The sequence below is a fragment of the Rhizobium sp. RHZ02 genome (genome assembly GCF_014851575.1).
GTDB classification, from domain to species: Bacteria; Pseudomonadota; Alphaproteobacteria; order Rhizobiales; family Rhizobiaceae; genus Rhizobium; species Rhizobium altiplani.
Window position 1 is genome coordinate 94294 of record NZ_JACUZX010000009.1, and the last position, 18314, is coordinate 112607.

Annotated in this window: 15 protein-coding genes and 1 riboswitch; of the genes, 9 read left to right on the forward strand and 6 right to left on the reverse strand. The window is 60.3% G+C overall.

Annotation, left to right across the window (positions count from 1 at the left end):
• Positions 1 to 119: 119 nt before the first annotated feature.
• The gene (locus IB244_RS15895) at positions 120 to 1493 is read left to right on the forward strand and encodes a class II 3-deoxy-7-phosphoheptulonate synthase (protein ID WP_018854824.1); all 1374 of its coding nucleotides are present in this window, start codon (positions 120 to 122) and stop codon (positions 1491 to 1493) included.
• A gap of 124 nt (positions 1494 to 1617) precedes the next feature.
• Here the strand turns inward: IB244_RS15895 and IB244_RS15900 are convergent, their stop codons facing one another.
• The 3 genes from IB244_RS15900 to IB244_RS15910 all read right to left on the reverse strand — a co-directional run bounded on the left by IB244_RS15900 (position 1618) and on the right by IB244_RS15910 (position 5161).
• On the reverse strand, positions 1618 to 2493 hold the full coding sequence (locus tag IB244_RS15900) for a hypothetical protein (RefSeq protein WP_192304772.1): 876 nt from the start codon (positions 2491 to 2493) through the stop codon (positions 1618 to 1620).
• 133 nt (positions 2494 to 2626) lie between these two features.
• On the reverse strand, positions 2627 to 3151 hold the full coding sequence (locus tag IB244_RS15905) for a DUF1003 domain-containing protein (protein ID WP_018854826.1): 525 nt from the start codon (positions 3149 to 3151) through the stop codon (positions 2627 to 2629).
• An 81-nt stretch (positions 3152 to 3232) separates the two neighbouring features.
• Positions 3233 to 5161, reverse strand: coding sequence for an LTA synthase family protein (locus IB244_RS15910; protein ID WP_192304774.1), 1929 nt, complete (start codon positions 5159 to 5161; stop codon positions 3233 to 3235).
• Between the two features lie 217 nt (positions 5162 to 5378).
• On the opposite strand from IB244_RS15910, the gene IB244_RS15915 reads away from it, so the two are divergent.
• Together IB244_RS15915 and bluB are read left to right on the forward strand one after the other, a co-directional pair.
• A complete protein-coding gene (locus tag IB244_RS15915; RefSeq protein WP_192304776.1) occupies positions 5379 to 6212 on the forward strand; it encodes a TolB family protein in 834 nt (277 codons plus the stop codon).
• A gap of 26 nt (positions 6213 to 6238) precedes the next feature.
• Positions 6239 to 6421, forward strand: a riboswitch (cobalamin riboswitch).
• Positions 6422 to 6460: 39 nt separating this feature from the next.
• Positions 6461 to 7150, forward strand: coding sequence for a 5,6-dimethylbenzimidazole synthase (gene bluB, locus IB244_RS15920; RefSeq protein ID WP_192304778.1), 690 nt, complete (start codon positions 6461 to 6463; stop codon positions 7148 to 7150).
• Between the two features lie 6 nt (positions 7151 to 7156).
• Here the strand turns inward: bluB and IB244_RS15925 are convergent, their stop codons facing one another.
• Together IB244_RS15925 and IB244_RS15930 are read right to left on the reverse strand one after the other, a co-directional pair.
• Positions 7157 to 8242: a DUF2865 domain-containing protein gene (locus IB244_RS15925; RefSeq protein ID WP_192304780.1), complete on the reverse strand. Its 1086-nt coding sequence runs from the start codon at positions 8240 to 8242 to the stop codon at positions 7157 to 7159.
• Between the two features lie 122 nt (positions 8243 to 8364).
• Positions 8365 to 10677 (reverse strand): NADP-dependent malic enzyme, encoded by a 2313-nt coding sequence (locus tag IB244_RS15930; protein WP_113471035.1) that lies wholly within the window; start codon positions 10675 to 10677, stop codon positions 8365 to 8367.
• A 245-nt stretch (positions 10678 to 10922) separates the two neighbouring features.
• On the opposite strand from IB244_RS15930, the gene IB244_RS15935 reads away from it, so the two are divergent.
• The gene (locus IB244_RS15935) at positions 10923 to 11729 is read left to right on the forward strand and encodes a UDP-2,3-diacylglucosamine diphosphatase (RefSeq protein ID WP_409564068.1); all 807 of its coding nucleotides are present in this window, start codon (positions 10923 to 10925) and stop codon (positions 11727 to 11729) included.
• Between the two features lie 163 nt (positions 11730 to 11892).
• Positions 11893 to 13113, forward strand: a complete 1221-nt coding sequence (locus IB244_RS15940) for an MFS transporter (RefSeq protein ID WP_018854833.1) — start codon at positions 11893 to 11895, stop codon at positions 13111 to 13113.
• On the opposite strand, the gene dgcA is transcribed toward IB244_RS15940, so the two are convergent.
• On the reverse strand, positions 13065 to 14048 hold the full coding sequence (dgcA, locus tag IB244_RS15945) for an N-acetyl-D-Glu racemase DgcA (RefSeq protein ID WP_192240601.1): 984 nt from the start codon (positions 14046 to 14048) through the stop codon (positions 13065 to 13067). The genes IB244_RS15940 and dgcA overlap by 49 nt on opposite strands.
• 99 nt (positions 14049 to 14147) lie before the next feature.
• On the opposite strand from dgcA, the gene IB244_RS15950 reads away from it, so the two are divergent.
• From IB244_RS15950 to IB244_RS15965, 4 genes are read left to right on the forward strand one after another with little or no spacing between them, the layout of a single operon-like run.
• Entirely contained in the window at positions 14148 to 15317 is a 1170-nt protein-coding gene (locus IB244_RS15950) for an MlaE family lipid ABC transporter permease subunit (protein ID WP_192304782.1), read from the forward strand.
• Between the two features lie 9 nt (positions 15318 to 15326).
• Positions 15327 to 16172: an ABC transporter ATP-binding protein gene (locus IB244_RS15955; RefSeq protein WP_192304784.1), complete on the forward strand. Its 846-nt coding sequence runs from the start codon at positions 15327 to 15329 to the stop codon at positions 16170 to 16172.
• Between the two features lie 9 nt (positions 16173 to 16181).
• The gene (locus IB244_RS15960) at positions 16182 to 17552 is read left to right on the forward strand and encodes an MCE family protein (RefSeq protein WP_018854837.1); all 1371 of its coding nucleotides are present in this window, start codon (positions 16182 to 16184) and stop codon (positions 17550 to 17552) included.
• Between the two features lie 22 nt (positions 17553 to 17574).
• A complete protein-coding gene (locus IB244_RS15965) occupies positions 17575 to 18183 on the forward strand; it encodes an ABC-type transport auxiliary lipoprotein family protein (RefSeq protein ID WP_018854838.1) in 609 nt (202 codons plus the stop codon).
• Positions 18184 to 18314 lie beyond the last annotated feature (131 nt).

Here is an 18314-nt window from a genome sequence, read left to right on the forward strand (position 1 = left end):
ATCCTCAGTGTCGAAGAGCGGAACGCCGCTATGCAAGATGGCACTAAAGGGTTATAAGCCGCCCAACATTTTTAGGACGGAACATCCGGACTGACCGGATGGTGGAGCAGGTGAGTAAGATGGCAGAGAATTGGACACCGAGTAGTTGGCGGCAAAAACCGATCCAGCAGGTTCCGGACTATCCGGACCAGGCCGCATTGGCAGCAACGGAAGCCCAGCTCGCATCCTATCCGCCTCTTGTCTTTGCGGGTGAAGCACGCCGGCTGAAGAAGCATCTCGCCAACGTTGCAGAAGGCAACGGTTTCCTGCTGCAGGGTGGCGATTGCGCCGAGAGTTTTGCCGAGCATGGCGCCGACAACATCCGCGACTTCTTCCGTGCGTTCCTGCAGATGGCCGTCGTCCTGACCTTCGGGGCACAGCTGCCGGTGGTCAAGGTCGGCCGCATCGCCGGGCAGTTCGCCAAGCCGCGCTCTTCCGGCATCGAGACGCAGGATGGCGTGTCGCTTCCGAGCTACCGTGGCGACATCATCAACGGCATCGAGTTCACGGAAGAATCACGTATTCCGAACCCGGAGCGCCAGGCTATGGCCTATCGCCAGTCGGCCGCTACGCTGAACCTGCTGCGCGCCTTCGCAATGGGTGGCTACGCGAACCTCGAGAACGTCCATCAGTGGATGCTTGGCTTCGTCAAGGATAGCCCGCAGGGTGAGCGCTACCGCAAGCTTGCCGGCCGCATCAGCGAAACCATGGACTTCATGAAGGCGATCGGCATCAGCGCGGAAAACAATCCGAGCCTGCGGGAGACGGACTTCTTCACCAGCCACGAAGCGTTGCTGCTTGGCTATGAAGAGGCGCTGACGCGCGTCGACTCGACGTCTGGCGACTGGTACGCGACTTCGGGCCACATGATCTGGATCGGCGACCGCACGCGCCAGGCAGACCATGCCCATGTCGAATACTGCCGCGGCATCAAGAATCCGATCGGCTTGAAGTGCGGTCCGTCTCTGCAGGCGGACGATCTTCTGAACCTGATCGACATTCTCAATCCGGAAAACGAAGCGGGCCGGCTGACGCTGATCTGCCGCTTCGGCCACGACAAGGTTGCCGAGCATCTGCCGCGTCTCATCCGCGCGGTCGAGCGCGAGGGGCGCAAGGTCGTCTGGTCGTGCGATCCGATGCATGGCAACACGATCACGCTGAACAACTACAAGACGCGTCCGTTCGAGCGGATCCTGTCGGAAGTCGAAAGCTTCTTCCAGATCCATCGTGCAGAAGGTTCGCATCCGGGCGGCATCCACATCGAGATGACCGGCAAGGATGTGACGGAATGCACCGGCGGCGCCCGCGCCGTCACGGCCGAGGATCTGCACGATCGCTACCACACGCATTGCGACCCGCGTCTCAATGCTGACCAGGCGCTCGAACTGGCCTTCCTGCTGGCCGAGCGCATGAAGGGCGGGCGCGACGAAAAGCGCATGGCCGTCAACGGTTGATCGAAAATAGAAGAAAAAGCCCGCCTGATGCCGGGCTTTTTTGTTTTATACGATGGTGGCGGGTGGCGCGCTCTGACTACCGTATCGGACGTCGCTCCGTATGAGTTCGCATCGGCGGAATGCTCTAGCGGATTTGGCCGGCCGCCCAGTGGATAGCGCTGTCCAATTCGGCAAACTTTGCGGATTGCCAGTGGAAATAGTCCTCGATGAATGTCTTGGAAAGCCATAGCGTGCCACGGTTGCGCGGGTTTTCCCAGCCGAGCATGCCGTCCGTTTCTGCTTTCTTGAACATCCGTTTCAAGTTGGTGAGGGAGATGCCGAAGTCGCTCGCGATTTCGCTGATCGTCACGCCTTTCAGCAGAGTGCGATCATGCTCCCGCGCGTCGTCCGGCAGGCGGCTGATCAGATCGTGCAGCACGAGGCCGCCGACATCCGACCAGAGGAAATGCCCGATGCTGCTCCGGGGTTCCTTCCAGACCGGATCCTGGATAAGGGCACGCGCAGCTCGCGGCTGTGCGAGAAGGAAGAGCCGCGGGGTGTCAGCGGTCAGGCTCGCGCGATTGCCGCCGTCGAGTTGATCGAGGCAGGCCATATGGCCCTGGAACCAGGAGGCCATGGCCTCCTCGCTCGCCTCGGTCGTCTCGAGGCGACGCAGGCGCCGGTCGGGCGTTTCATCGGCAGCATCCCGCAGGAACTTATAGGCAATCAGTTCTGCAAGGAACGACGCAGCCGTATTCTTACTGGCGAGATCGAACTCTTTGGCCACCTGCATCATGCGGCCGGCCGTGAGCCCCGAACGTGGGTTGCCTCGGTCTCGTCCGGCATGCATGGCAAACAGCGTTTGCGTCATTAGCCACTTTTGGTGCGAGGCGGCGAGGCGGGCAAGGCGAGGAGCGCGCTTGTGAATGCCGATAAGGTGGAGTGCGATCTGGCGTTCGATCGACAGAAACAGAGGGTGATGAAGGATTTCGTCGCGTGTATGCAGTCGGCCAGTGAGCATCGTATCGTATTGTCGGATCGGATTGGTTCCCGTTGCTCCTCCAACATTTGCGTCGATGTTTCAATGCGGGACTTGGTTAGCGGATCGTTAATCGATTGGTATAGTTAAATTCAAGCGATCCCGGATCCTTCGATCAACTGGGCAGACGCTGGTTCAAACGCTCGATGTCTTCGCGCAATGCTGCAATTTCGGTGAGCACGCGCATGTCAATCTTCTGATGCAGGGATAGAACTTCCAGTTCTGCTTTGAGATTGACCTCATAGTCTTTTGCCGCCTCGAAACGATCGCGCTCCGCCTGGCGGTTTTGCGACATCATGATGATCGGAGCCTGGATCGCCGCCAGCATCGAAAGCACGAGATTGAGGAAAATGAACGGATAGGGATCGAAGGCGCGCGTCAGCAATACAATGGTGTTTACAACGCACCAGAAGACCAGGAAGAGCAGGAAAGCAATAATAAAGCTCCACGAGCCGCCAACACGCGCAATCGTATCTGCCAAGCGCTGGCCGGAGGAAGATTCGGCTTGAAGAGCGGCATTGATATCGGTCGAGATTATCTTCCGCTCGTGCGCCTTCGCGAGAACGCGCCTTTCGATCTCGCCGAGTTCGTCGGCCGGCTTGTCGAAGTGATGGTGGATGAGGTCCGATAGGTTATGCATGGCCGACTCCGAATGCTAGATCGCTCGGGCGCCAGTATTCCGTAATGTTTTCAAATTGCAATGCGGGCTTGTGCCGCTTTTCTATGCGCCTTGCGCATAGAGCCAGGCATGCTGCGGGAAGAACCGCTCGAGCGTCTGAGCCTCGCCGAACATGATGTCATGCTGGAGGTATCGATAGTCCCGGACGAGGGGATCGAGGTTCTTCGGCTTCAGGACCCAATCGGGAGATGCCGCGTTGTCGCGGGCGATGAGCTGATATCGGTCGATGACGCTGTACTTCTTCTGCACGCGGCCGAGGAAGCCCGTGTAGTAGGGATGCTCGAAGCCGGCGAACTTCAGGAGGTGGTACGGAAGCAGTGAGGGGCTGATGGTGCCGACATCCTTCTTGCTGCCCTTCTTGTTCGACCAGATGACGAGCGGGGTCTCGTGTTCCTGCTTCATGACGCTCACTGATGCCTTGCGGGTGGCAACCTGGTCCGGCATGTAGCCGGTCGCCATGTAGACATTGCCGAGCGGGGGCAGGTGGTCGCCCCACAGCACGATGATCGTTTCGCGGTCGCGCTTTTCTGCCCAATCCATCAGCATCTTGAGGCTGTCGTCGGCTTCCTTGACACCCTGCGTATAGGTGCCAAGGGTGGCGCGGTCGGCATCGTTCAGGTTGCCCTTGATGTCGATAGTGTTGTGGGCGTAACGGTTCGGTTCGTAGGGGCCATGTCCCTGCAAGGTGACACCAAAGAAGAAGAACGGGCGATCCATGCCGTCAGCCTCGTTCATGATCTCCTTCATAAGCGACTCGTCCGAAGCGAAGATGCCTCGCTTTTCCATGGGAGGCAGGGTTTCTTCGGAGCGGAACTGCTCGAAGCCGAAGTCCTTGTAAACCTCGTTGCGATTCCAGAACCAGCCACTGAACGGATGCAGCGACCGCGCCGCGTAACCTTCGCCACGGAAGAACGTGGCGAGCGAGGGAACATCACGACGGATGTATTGCTGGTAGGGAATGCTGCCGTATGGCAGGAAGGCGTTGGAGAAACCTGTCAGCGCCTCGAATTCGACATTGGCGGTCATGCCGCCAAACTCCGGCGAGAAGACATAGCCGGACTGCTCTGCACGGATCGTCGGCATAGGATCTGGCGACAGGCTCAGCGTCTTCAGGCGGGTCGGATCCCAGAATGACTCGCTCATCAGCATGATCACGTCAGGCTTTTCGCGTGGTCCGTTGAGGTAGCCGTAGTTGCGGCCGGGGATGGCGTCGAGCGCCTCTGTACCGAAGCCGACAGGCGCTGCCACGTCTGCCATCGGAATGTTGAAGATGAAGGCGAGGATGAAGCCGTTGCTCCGGTAGTTTTCCTTCTGGTCCCACATCATCGGAACCACCTGCAGGCGGTCACGGATGAAGGAATACTGGGAATAGTCCATCAAGGACCCGAAAGCCGCGATAACGGGCAGGCCGACGCAAAGCCGGCGGACGCGAGAGGCCCTTGGGAGCTTCGGGAAGTTGCGCCAGGCGAAGCGCCAGAAGATGACAATCGCGGTAGCGGAAAGGACAATGCCGACAAGCATTGCAACGGCCGTCCAGGGGCGGTCGCGCACCATCACAGGGAGCAGTTCCATGATCTGCCGCCCGAAAAGGACGTCCGATGGATAAAGCGGGTCCGAAAGGTAGTGCTGCTTCTGGTTGGATACAATGGCGGGGACGATCACAAGCGGAAGAACGATCAGCGCCGAAATGAACCGCCGGCCCAGGACTGCATCGAGCGACAGCATCAGGACAGTCAACATCACAACCGTCGTCATCCCCGGACGCACAGGCGATGTCAGGAATTCGCGGACGTCGGCCAACCCATCGCGGGCAATGATCTCGACAGTGGCGGTGGCAAGGAGCGCAAGCAGGGCACAAAAAGCAACGCTGAGTGCGGTGCGTAGGGCGGGCGACCGAGCGCTTCCCCCGAAATCGGTGGAAAGCGACGCAAAACGCGCCGCCGCTGCAGACCTCATTACCAACGCGATCAACTGGAAAACTCCGACGTCATAAAAGCTTCGTCGAACTGTCACATCTTCGTCATGAACGCTAGATGAACCGCTAGGTTTCCCGCATTTGTGATCGGTGGATAAAACGCCCATCACGCAGGAGCTACCTCCAGAGCAGATTCTCGGTCAGGCGCATTTGCTTGTGCTGAGTGGCGAGCCGTCGTAGGTCTGGCGGATTCGATGCTCAGGAGGATTCAGATTGCGCAGTTCCGTTGAGATCTACAGCATCAGGACAGGCGAGGCGCGCGTCGTCTGGCAAACCACGCAACTCGTTGAGGCGCCGAACTTTTCGCCGGATGGGACCTATCTACTGTTGAACGGCGACGGACTCCTCTACCGTCTCGCACTTGATGGTTCGAGCAAGGTCGGCAAGGTCGATACCGGCTTTGCGACGACCTGCAACAACGACCACGGCATTTCGCCCGATGGCCGCCAGATCGTCATCTCCGACAAAACCGAGTTCGGGAAGTCGACGATTTATGTGCTGCCGGCCGAAGGTGGTACGCCGCGGCTGGTGACGCAAAATCGGCCATCCTATTGGCACGGCTGGTCGCCCGACGGGAAGCAACTCGCCTATTGTGGCATCCGCAACGATTTGTTCGATATCTACACGATCTCCGTTGACGGCGGCGAAGAAAAGCGGCTGACCCACGGCGAGGGGCGCAATGACGGGCCGGACTATTCCGCCGACGGTCAATGGATCTACTTCAATTCTAGCCGCACCGGCCTCATGCAAATCTGGCGAATCCATCCCGATGGGACCGGTCTCGAGCAGGTCACCAGTGACAACTATGGGAACTGGTTTGCCCATCCGTCGCCCAACAACGACAAGGTTCTGATCCTTTCTTACGATCCTGATGTGTTCGACCATCCACGCGATTTCGATGTTCGCCTGCGGCTGATGGACACGGATGGCGGAAACCTGACGACGCTCTTCGATCTCTTCGGCGGGCAGGGAACGATCAACGTGCCCAACTGGTCGCCGTCAGGTGATGAGTTCGCCTATGTGCGCTACTTTCCCGTCTCGGATTAAGGGATTGCGTCGGCCAGGGTTTATAGGCATAGACGCGTCCGTCGGGTGCCCGTCGCAGGCGGGAGAATCGGGAATTCGGTGAAAGACCGAAACGTGCCCAACGCTGTAAGGCTGACGGCTGCCGCAAAGAGCCACTGGTCCAGTACCGGGAAGGCGCGGCAGTCGGATGACGCCAAGTCAGAAGACCGGCCCGACATCATAGACTGACCCGCGTGGACTGCGGGCGGTTGTGTTGTTGGGGATTGACGATGCGACCAGACCACTCAGGCTCCCTGTCGGGAGCCGCAGCCTTTTCGAACGAGGAACGCGACGCCGTCTACAGGGCGATTTCGACGCGACGCGACGTGCGTTCCGAGTTTCTCCCGGATGCCATACCGGACGACGTCGTCAAAAGGCTTCTGACGGCCGCACATCACGCGCCGTCCGTTGGGTTCATGCAGCCCTGGAATTTCATCCTGGTGCGCGATGATAAGGTGAAGGAGGCCGCGTGGCAGGCCTTCGATCGCGCCAACCGCGAGGCGGGCGAGATGTTTGAAGGCGGGCGGCAACAGCTCTACCGGTCACTGAAGCTTGAGGGCATCCGCACCGCACCGCTCAGCATCTGCGTGACCTGCGATCCGCATCGCTGCGGCGATGTCGTTCTTGGCAGGACGCACAATCGGCGGATGGATTCCTACTCCACGGTCTGTGCCGTGCAGAATCTGTGGCTCGCCGCCCGAGCCGAAGGCGTGGGGGTCGGCTGGGTGAGCATCTTTCACGAGTCCGACATCAAGGACATCCTCGGTGTTCCTGATCGGGTCGAGATCGTTGCCTGGCTCTGCGTCGGCTATGTCGACCGGCTCTATGACCAGCCGGAACTCGCCGTCAAAGGATGGCGCCAGCGATTGCTGCTGGAGGAACTGGTGTTTACGGATCGCTGGGACAATCCAGCGGACTGAGGGCGGCTATTGCTGCTGCGGCTGAGGGCCCGGCTTTGCCGGATGCTTGAGGTCGATTGTGCCTTGGTCGCCGGCCAAGAACTGCGGACCGATCTGGCGCACCTTGTTGGTCGCCGGATCATATGGCCTGTCCGGCACCTGAGGCTGCGGTGCAGCCGGGGCGGCGACCTTGCTCGCTGGCTCGGGCTTCTTGGTTTCGATCGTGGTGATCGATCCTTGTTGCGGCGGTTCGCTGATTGATTGGCTTTTTCGCATCCGCTCATAGTAGGCGTTGAGGTCGCAGCTGCAGGATGATTTTTCGCCGGGTTTTCGGTTCTTGTAGGCGAAAGCGTTCGGCATCGCGCTGTAAGGAGCGCCCGTGGCCGCCGATATCATCTGTGAAGTCTCAGTGCTGGAGACGTCATGATAAAAGAGCTCTGTGTCGATGCCGGGACACATCTTCGAGCAGGTGTCGGCATCGCGGGCGAAGTCCTGCGAGGTTGCATTCGAGCTTAACGGAAAAAAGCCACCGTCGCAGGTGCGCACACAGACGGTATTGAGATGAGAGGGCGTCGACATGCCGGGGAGACCGTAGCGGCGCTGGCCGGGATCGCCACCCGGCGGTACGAAGGTGTCGTTTCGCAGCGCCTGATCTTCAATGCTTGGAGGCGGTGCATATCCATCGCCGCTGTCGGCGGGCCACTGTTCCTCGTTGCAGCCATTGTCATCGAGCGCCGCAAGAAGCTCGTTTCGCGTGCGGACATCCTCGCTTTGGCCACGCAGCTCGTCGCGCCGCTGCTGCAGATAACGGATGTTGTCGACCATTTTGCTCTCCGCGCGCTCAAGCTCCCCGCAATAGCCGTCATCGTCGCCGATCACGACCATGCTGCCGCTTGTGCAGCCGTTCTGACGGAGATCGCTGCGGACCTTGCGAAGCTCAAGGTTCTGTTCGGCGATGGCGCTGGCGAATTTGCGCACCTCGGGCGTGCTGCCGATGATTTGCGGCAGATCGGCAAGGCGGGCACGCAGGTCTCCGCAGATCGCCGGCACCTGGGCATGGGCCGAGCCGATCAACACAAGTGCGGCTGCGAATGACAGAATCCAGCGGTTCAAGGCATCGTCCCATCGGTGAGCAGGTCGTAAGGCGCGGCGTCCTGCCGCGCCTCCATTGCTAGCCCGTTTGTCTTAACAGGCTGCAGTCGGAATCTTAGCGCATTTTCTCGATCGGCCGCAAATCACGCCGGCTGTGAAGCCTCGACGACGGCGAGGGCAGCCATGTTGACGACACCGCGGGAGGTCACCGAGGGCGCCAGGATGTGCGCCGGCAGCGCAGCGCCCAGCAGGATCGGCCCTACATGCAAGCCGTCGATCATCGATTTCACGACGCCGAGGGTGATATTCGCCGAATCCAGGTTCGGGAAGACCAGCAGGTTCGCTTCGTCATGCAGGGTCGTGTCGGGCATGACGCGCTTGCGCAGGGCGTCGGAGATCGCGCTCTCGCCATGCATCTCGCCGTCGACTTCAAGCTCCGGGGCTGCTTCGCGAACGAGCTTGAGAGCAGCACGCATCTTCGTCGCGCTCTCGGATTCACGCGAGCCGAAATTCGAGTGGGAAACGAGGGCCACGCGCGGCGTAATGCCGAAGCGCTTGATTTCCTCGGCGGCGAGAACCGCGGACTCGGCGATTTCTTCCGCAGTCGGATTGAAGGTGACGTAGGTGTCCGTGAAGAACGTGGCTCCGCGCTGCGAGATCAGCAGGCTGAGTGCCGAGAAGTCGCAGACGTCATGCCGCTTGCCGATGATCTGGCGAACGTCGCGCAGATGCTTCTCGTAACGGCCTTCCAGGCCGCAGATCAGAGCGTCGGCTTCGCCGCGCTTCAGCGCCAGCGCGCCGATGACGGTCGTGTTGGTACGAACGATCGTGCGGGCGGCCTCCGGAATGACGCCGCGACGCCCGACCAGCGAGAAGTAGAGATCGACATATTCGCGGAAGCGCGGATCGTCTTCCGGGTTGATGACGTCGAAATCCGAAAGCGGGCGGATGCGCAGGCCGTAGCGCTGGAGGCGCGTTTCGATGACCTGCGGGCGGCCGATCAGGATCGGTTCGGCAATGCCTTCTTCCAGCAGCACCTGCGCGGCGCGCAGCACGCGTTCATCCTCACCTTCCGAGAAGATGACCCTCTTGCGCTCGGCATTCTTCGCCGCAGCAAAGATCGGTTTCATGATGAAGCCGGAACGGAAGACGAAACGGTTGAGCTGGTCGAGATAGGCGTCGAAATCGGTGATCGGACGCAAGGCGACACCGCTTTCGGCGGCAGCCCTCGCGACCGCCGGGGCGATCCGCAGGATCAGGCGCGGGTCGAAGGGCGAAGGGATCAGGTAGTTCGGGCCGAAGACCGGCGTTTCACCCGAATAGGCGCGGGCGGCGACGTCGGACGGCTCCTCGCGCGCAAGTGCCGCGATGGCGCGCACGGCAGCCATCTTCATTTCTTCGTTGATGGTGACCGCGCCGCAATCCAAAGCACCCCGGAAGATGTAGGGGAAGCAAAGAACATTGTTCACCTGGTTCGGGAAGTCGGAACGACCGGTGCAGATCATTGCATCGGGGCGGGCAGCGCGGGCGAGATCGGGCATGATCTCCGGCGTCGGATTGGCGAGCGCCATGATCAGCGGGTTTTCGGCCATCTGCGCCAGCAGTTCCGGCTTCAGCACGCCGGCGGCAGACAAGCCAAGGAATACGTCGGCGCCACCGATGTTTTCCGCAAGCGTGCGCGTGTCGCTCTTTTGGGAGTAGACGCTCTTCCACTCGTCCATCAACTCTGTACGGCCTTCGTAGACCAGGCCTTCGATGTCGTGGACCCAGATATTCTCGCGTTTGGCGCCCAGCGTGACGAGGAGGTTGAGGCAGGCGAGGGCAGCGGCACCCGCGCCCGAAGCGACGATCTTGACCTCGTCGATCTTCTTGTTGGCCAGTTCCAGGCCATTGAGGATCGCCGCAGCGACGATGATGGCCGTGCCATGCTGGTCGTCATGGAAAACCGGGATCTTCATGGTCTCGCGGAGACGGCGCTCGATCTCGAAACATTCCGGCGCCTTGATGTCCTCGAGATTGATGCCGCCGAAGGTCGGCTCGAGCGAGGCGACGGTCGAGACCATCTGATCGACACTCGTTGCATCGACCTCGATATCGAAGACATCGATGTTGGCAAACTTCTTGAAGAGGACGGCCTTACCCTCCATGACCGGCTTTGATGCCAGCGGACCGATATTGCCGAGGCCGAGAACGGCCGTACCGTTGGAAATGACCGCTACGAGATTTGCGCGCGAGGTATAGTCGGCGGCCGTCTCGGGATTGTCACGGATGGCGAGACAGGGTGCTGCGACGCCGGGGGAATAGGCCAGCGCCAGGTCGCGCTGGTTGCCGAGCGGCTTGATTGCCTGGATTTCAAGCTTGCCCGGACGCGGATAGCGATGGAAGTAGAGCGCCTGCTCGTCGAGGCTTCCACCTGCCAAATTCTTTTCCGTCTTGGACTTTTCGTGATGATCCATCATCGCCTCCGGCTGCCGCATGCTGTCTTTGAACTGCCTTCAATACATCAAACGGGATGGTCGAACAGTCGGAATTTCCGTTCGAAATGCGAAAACAGCGCAAATCTGCCGTGACGGGAGCGCAGGTCTGTAGAGACCGGGAAAATCGGGCGTGACAACCGGATGTCATCTTCCTGAAACACGACTCTGGTTTTGGAAGGTCAGGTGAACCATGGGACACGAGCAGGATGCTTGTGAGGGACAATATGGATACGCGGCACTTCCGTACGCTTTTCATTTCCGATGTGCATCTCGGCTCCAAGGCCGCGAAGGTGGACTTCCTGTTGGATTTTCTCAAGCATCACGAGGCCGATACCATCGTCCTCGTCGGCGATATCATCGATGGCTGGCGACTGAAGCGCAGCTGGTACTGGCCGCAGGATTGCAACGACGTGGTCCAGAAGCTGCTGCGCAAGGCGCGCAAGGGCACGCGGGTGGTTTATATCCCCGGCAATCACGACGAATTCCTTCGTGACTTTCCAGGCACCCATTTCGGTGGCATCGAGGTTGCCGAGCGCATCATGCACGAAGCGGCCGACGGCAAGAAGTACCTCGTGCTGCATGGCGACGAGTTCGACGTCGTGGTGCGCAACGCCCGCCTGCTCGCCTATCTCGGCGACTGGGCATACGACATGGCGATCATAATCAATATTGGCCTAGCAGCAATCCGTCGCCGGATGGGGATGCCGTACTGGTCGTTTTCCGCATGGGCCAAGCTTCAGGTGAAGCATGCAGTCAACTTCATAGGCGAGTTCCAGCGCGTCGTTGCCGACGAAGCCCGTAAGCACGGTGCGGACGGCGTGATTTGTGGCCACATTCATCACGCTGTCATGGAAGACATGGACGGGATCCGTTACATCAACACTGGAGACTGGGTCGAAAGCTGTACGGCGATCGCCGAGCATCAAGACGGCGCCTTTGAATTGATCGAATGGCGTTCCATGAGCGGTACGCAGGCGGTCCCGATGGCGATCGGGCATCGCGAAAAGGACGTCGCCCCGCAAGCCGCTTAGGCGCAATCTCCCAAGCCAGCAATTCAATGCATCAGTTTAGCCCGTTGTGTCTTTGCGACAGGCCCTATTTATTTTTTTAAACGTTTCAATCGGGCAATTTCTTGCCATAGTCGCCCTTAGGTTGACGTGATAGGCAGCGTTCAGTTTCCTGCAGGTCCACCTAATGATTCCCGCTCAAAACCCTCAGACAGGCGAGGGCGCCCCGCCGCGCTTTCGGCTTCTCAGTGCCCTGTCTTACTGCGCGCCCCTGCTCGTCAATGGCGTTGCGTTGCCCTTCTTTCCGATGTGGCTTGCACAGCACGAATTCAACGACCACGAGATCGGCGTCATCCTCGCGGTGCCGATGGTCGTGCGCGTGCTCGTCGCCCCGATCGTGGCGATGTATGCCGACCGGATGAGGGAGCGAGCGGATGTGCTGCTGTTTTCCGGAGTCCTGTCGCTGCTGACAGCCATCGCGCTCTACTGGACGAACACATTCTGGCCGGTGCTGATCGTCTACACGATCCAGGGAGCGACCTTTGCCTGTTATGTCCCGGTTGTCGAATCGATCGTGATCTCCGGAGTGCGGCGCTGGGGTCTGGATTACGGCTCCATGCGGGTATGGGGGTCGGTAGCGTTCATCGTCTCCACTCTGATCGGCGGGCAGCTGATCGGGCATTGGGGTGGCGAGATGGTGTTGCCGGTCATGACCTTTGGCTTTGTTATGACTGTTGTGATGGCTATCTATTGTCCCCGGATCGGCCCGACGCGCAGGCGCGGGATACCTGTCGATATCTCGGCTGCAACGGGGAGTTCTCTGCGCCAGCCCCATTTGTTGGCGTTGCTGATCGGGGTCGCAATCCAGCAGTCGAGCCACGCGGTGCTGCAGGCCTTCGCATCCCTCTACTGGCGAGAACTCGGCTTTTCCGGCACCGAGATCGCCGTTTTGTGGAGTGCTGGCGTTGCGGCCGAAGTGACCGTCTTCTTTCTTTCCCGCCGGCTGAACCGCCGGTTCAGCGCCTGGACGCTAATCCGGTTCGGGGCGGCGGTCAGCGTGTGTCGCTGGATTCTGTTCCCGATGCATTGGGGGTTCTGGGGCTTCTTCCTGCTTCAGTGCATGCATTCCTGCACCTATGCGTTCGTGCATACGGGCGTGCAGACACGTATCGTCGCCTCGGTGCAGGAGACGCAGGAATCGTCGGCGCAGGGCGCGTATTTCTTCTACAACGGCATGTTCATGGGGCTGATGACCATCGCCTCCGGTTACATCTACGCTTGGCTCGGCCTCGCAAGCTACTACGTGATGGCACTCGTCGCCCTGACCGGTCTCGGGCTGGTTATCGCGGCTTACTATCTTCAGCCCCAGAGCGTCGTTTCCGGCGGGAAAACGAGAGAGGCCGTATAACGCAGTCCCGGTTCGCGGTCGCGAGCAAGCAGCAGCGGTCCATCGAGGTCGACGAACTCGGCGTCCTGGGCCAGCAGCACGGCTGGCGCCATTGCCAGCGACGTGCCGACCATGCAGCCGACCATGATCTTGAAATCAAGGCGTTGCGCCTCTTTCTTCATCACAAGCGCCTCCGTGAGGCCACCCGTTTTGTCGAGCTTGATATTGATCGCGTCGTAGCGGTCGCGAAGGCTGGCGAGGTCCCCGGTATGGTGGACGCTTTCATCCGCGCAAACGAGGACGGGACGACGGATCTCCGCCAGAAATTCATCCTTGCCGGCCGGCAGCGGCTGTTCGACCAAGGCGACGCCCATCTCGGCAGCGATGCGCAGATGATGCTCAAGCGTTTCGTCAGGCCAGCCCTCATTGGCATCGAGGATGATCGCCGCATTGGGCGCTGCCTCGCGAACCGCGCGGATACGGCTTTCGTCATCGCCGGTGCCGACCTTGACCTTCAGGAGGGCCCGATCGGCGTTTGCGCGCGCCTGTGCAGCCATGACGTCAGGTTCGCCGAGCGAGATCGTGAAGGCGGTCGTCAGCGGCTGCGGCTGCGCCAGGCCAAGCGCCATGATCACGGTTTCGCCCGAACTCTTGGCTTCCAGATCCCAGAGGGCGCAGTCAACGACATTGCGCGCGGCGCCGGGAGGCATAGCTCGCTGAAGTTCCTTTCGCGTCAGGCCGGCTTCAATCAACGGCTTTGCCGCTTCGATCTGTGCTGCCACGCTTTCCATGGTCTCGCCATAACGGCGATAGGGAACGCATTCGCCTCGGCCGGCAAACCCGTTTTCCCGGATTATGCAGAGGATCACGTCTGCCGACGTTTTGGCGCCCCGCGAGATCGAGAATGTGCCCGCTATGGGGAAGGAATCCGTCTGAATTTGAAGTGACCGTGGCATATTTGCAATCCTGCGCGCATGGAAATTTGGTGCGGCTTGGGTATATTGATCCGAAGCGGCGAACCGTTAGTTCGCGAGTCGGCAATGTCGCCGTAAGCCTTGAAAGACACAAGCGTTTTGAAGTCCGAAACCCGTAACGCCGCCTCACTGCATGTGGACGACCAGAGCCATGGCGTGGGTCAGTTCGTTCATATCGAAGGGAACTGGCGAAGCGCCAACCTGCATCTCGTTTTGCGTGACTTCGACAAGCTTACCGCCGGCCGAAGCGGCGAGGTGACACTCGACCTATCAGGCGTGACCGATATCGACACTGCGGGCGTCTGGCTGCTCTGCCGGCTGAAGAAGCAGGTGGAAGGCGCCGGTGGGACCGTGCGCTTCGAAGGCAGTAACACCCATATCGACGAGATGATCGCGGAGTTTTCCGAGGAACCGCCGCAGCCCGAGCAGGAGCCGCAGCCAAGCGCAAGCTGGCCGGAGCGGATCTTCGCACCGATCGGCAAGATCACCTCCGAGCTCTGGAACAACCTCGCGGCCGCGATGTATATCCTCGGCTCCGCTGTCCGCGGCGCGCAAATGAAATTCGGGCGAGGCAGCGGCGTATCGCCGGCGTCGATCGTCAACCAGATCGACCACATGGGCGTGCGCGCGGTGCCGATCATATTGCTGATGTCGTTTCTGATTGGTGCGATCATCGCGCAGCAGGGCGCCTTTCAGCTCCGCTATTTTGGCGCCGAAGTCTTCGTCGTCGATCTCGTCGGTATCCTGCAGCTTCGCGAAATCGGTGTGCTTCTCACCGCCATCATGATTGCCGGCCGCTCGGGCAGCGCCATCACGGCTGAAATCGGCTCGATGAAGATGCGCGAGGAAGTGGACGCATTGAAGGTCATGGGGCTCAATCCCGTGGGCGTGCTGATTTTCCCGCGCCTAGTTGCCCTTACGGTGGCGCTGCCGCTGTTGACGGTCATCGCGAACTTTGCCTCGCTCGCCGGCGCAGCCGTGGTCGCCTGGGCCTATTCCGGCATCACCTTCGCCAACTTCGTCTCCCGCCTGCATGAGGCGATCACGCTGTCGACGGTGCTGTCCGGGATGATCAAGGCGCCGTTCATGGCGCTGGTTATCGGTATCGTTGCGGCGGTCGAGGGCTTAAAGGTAGGCGGCAGCGCCGAGTCGCTTGGCCAGCACGTGACCGCGGCGGTAGTGAAGGCGATCTTTGTCGTTATCCTCATGGACGGGCTTTTTGCCATGTTCTATGCGGCCATCAATTTCTAAGGATTGTACGTGGACGGGCAGCATACAGAGACCGGAAACAACGAGGAGCGAGATGTCGTGCTATCAGCGCGCGGCGTGACCGTCGCTTTCGGGTCGAAGGTTGTTCTCGACCATCTGGATCTGGATATCTATCGCGGCGAAATTCTCGGTTTTGTCGGAGCGTCGGGAACGGGCAAGTCGGTCTTGATGCGGACGGTGCTTCGGTTGCTGCCGCGGCGCTCTGGAACGATCAAGATTCTCGGTCAGGACTTCGATGAGTTGGACGAGCCGCAGCGCAACGCGCTCGACATGCGGCTCGGTGTGCTGTTCCAGCAGGGGGCGCTGTTTTCGTCGCTGACCGTCCGGGAGAACATCCAGGTTCCAATGCGCGAGTATCTGGACCTGCCCCAGTCGCTGATGGACGAACTCGCGCAGCTCAAGATCCGCCTCGTCGGGCTTGCGGCTGATGCCGCCGACAAATACCCGTCGGAGCTTTCGGGCGGCATGATCAAGCGTGCTGCGCTGGCACGCGCGCTTGCGCTCGATCCGGAATTGGTCTTCCTTGACGAGCCAACGTCGGGCCTCGACCCGATCGGTGCCGCGGAGTTCGACGAGCTCATCGCAAGGCTCAGGGACACCCTCGGCCTGACCGTCTACATGGTCACGCACGACCTCGACAGTCTCTTCTCGGTCTGTGACCGGATTGCGGTGCTTGGCAAGAAGCGGGTATTGGTCGAGGGAACGATCGACGACATGCTGGCCTGCGACGATCCTTGGGTTCAGGCTTATTTCAAGGGCAAGCGGGCGCGTTCGGTCGTGCCGCAGCGTGGCCACGCAGGCAAGGACAGCCTGGCGCAAGATAGCCGCGGGAAGTGAGCGGATACGATGGAAACAAAAGCGAACTACACGATTGTCGGCTTTTTCACGGTGCTCGTTATCGCGGCGGCGTTCGGTTTCGTTTACTGGATGGCGGAATATGGGCGCGGTGGGCCGATGGCCGAACTGATCGTCCGGATTCCCGGCTCCGCGAACGGCTTGAGCGTCGGCTCGCCGGTGCGGTTCAACGGCATTCAGGTCGGTTCGGTCAAGTCGCTGTCCATCGATGCCGACGATCCCAGTTTCTCACTGGCGTTCACCGAGGTGCGGGTCGACGCGCCTATCTATCCCTCGACGAAAGCCATCCTTGAAATCCAGGGTCTGACGGGTGCTGCCTATATCGAACTTTCGGGCGGGAGGATCGGCGAAAAGAACATCCTTCAACAGTCCCTCGAGACCGGAAAGCGAGCGGTCATCGTCGCGGATCAGTCGAGTGTCACGAACCTTCTGGCGACGGCAGACAAGATTCTTGACAGAGCGAACGATGCTGTCGGGCAGATTCAGGGCTTTGTGACGGATGCACGCGGGCCGCTGACGAAGACATTGCAGAATGCCGAGACCTTCTCCGATGCACTGGCCAAGAACTCAGGCAACATCGACTCGTTCCTGCAGAGTGTCGGCCAACTCTCCGAGACCGTGCGTAAGGTCTCGGGTCGTGTCGACTCGACGCTGGAAGCGGTCGAGGCCCTCGTGAAGGCCGTCGACGCGAAGAAGATCGACACCATTCTCAGCAATGCCGAGAAAGTCAGCCGCGACGTCGCCGATGCTTCGGGAAACTTCAAGGGAGCGATCCAGAAGTTCCAGGAAACGGCGACTACGTACAACGACCTCGGCAAGAAGGCGCAGGCGACGCTCGATCGAGTAGATACGTTGGTCGCGCAGATCGACCCGGCGAAGGTCAAGGGATCCGTCGACGATATCTCGCAGGCGACAAAGGACGCACGCACCGCAGTCGCTTCGATCAAGGACGTCGCGAACACTGTTTCGGCTCGGCAGAAGGACATCGACCAGACGATCCAGAATGTTTCGCAGATGGCGAACAAGCTGAACGCGGCCTCCACACGTGTCGACGGCATTCTGATCAAGCTGGACGCGCTGCTCGGTACGGACAATACGCAGTCGCTGTTTGCGCAGGCGCGTGACACGCTCACCTCATTCAAGAAGGTCGCCGACAATCTGAATTCGCGCATCGGTCCTATTGCGGACAACTTGCAGAAATTTTCCAGCGGTGGGCTGCGCGATGTGCAGTCGCTCATCAACGACACGCGCTCCACCGTGCAAAACCTCAACGATGCGATCGGCAATTTTGACCGCAATCCGCAGCGGCTGATCTTCGGTGGGGATACCGTAAAGCAATATGACGGCCGGACGCGGCGTTAATAGGGATATTAGGGGAGCGCATATGGCCGTATCGGATCTGTTGCAGCGTCGTTCGTGGCTATCGACGACCGCGATTACGCTGCCGCTATTGGCGGGTCTGGCAGGCTGTGGGACGGCTGCCAGGAACGACACCTACGACCTCTCCGCGTCGGTGACTGGCAGTGGGCCGGCGGCCAGGGGCCGGCAGATCCTGGTGCAGCAGCCAACTGCGTTGCGGGCGATCGACAGCGAACAGATCGTCATTCGGGTGGCGCCGTCGCAGATCCAGTACCTTTCCAAGGCGCAATGGGGCGACAAGCTGCCGCGCATGGTCCAGGCAAAGCTCGTCGAAGCCTACGAGAACTCAGGCAAGCTCGGCGGCGTCGGCGTGCCCGGGCAGGGACTGGCGATCGACTATCAGCTCGTGACCGATATCCGCGCTTTCGAGATCGACACGACCGGTGGCAGCCACGCGGTCGTCGAGATTTCGGCCAAGATCGTGAACGACCGGAATGGCACCGTGAGAACCCAGAAAGTGTTCAGACAAGCGGTGCCGGCCAATGGGTCCAACGACGGTCTTGTGAAGGGTCTCGATCGCGCGTTCGCGAGCGTGACGGCTGAGATCGTGAACTGGACCCTCCAGTCGATCTGATAGAGGGCGCCGGCAATGCACCACAAGGTGCCTGCTGGCGCGTGCCGGCCTAGCGCGATGGCGTAACACGATCCACCGTCCACGACCCGACCCGACCTTTCGCAGAGAGCGACGTCAGGACAATCGCCCGA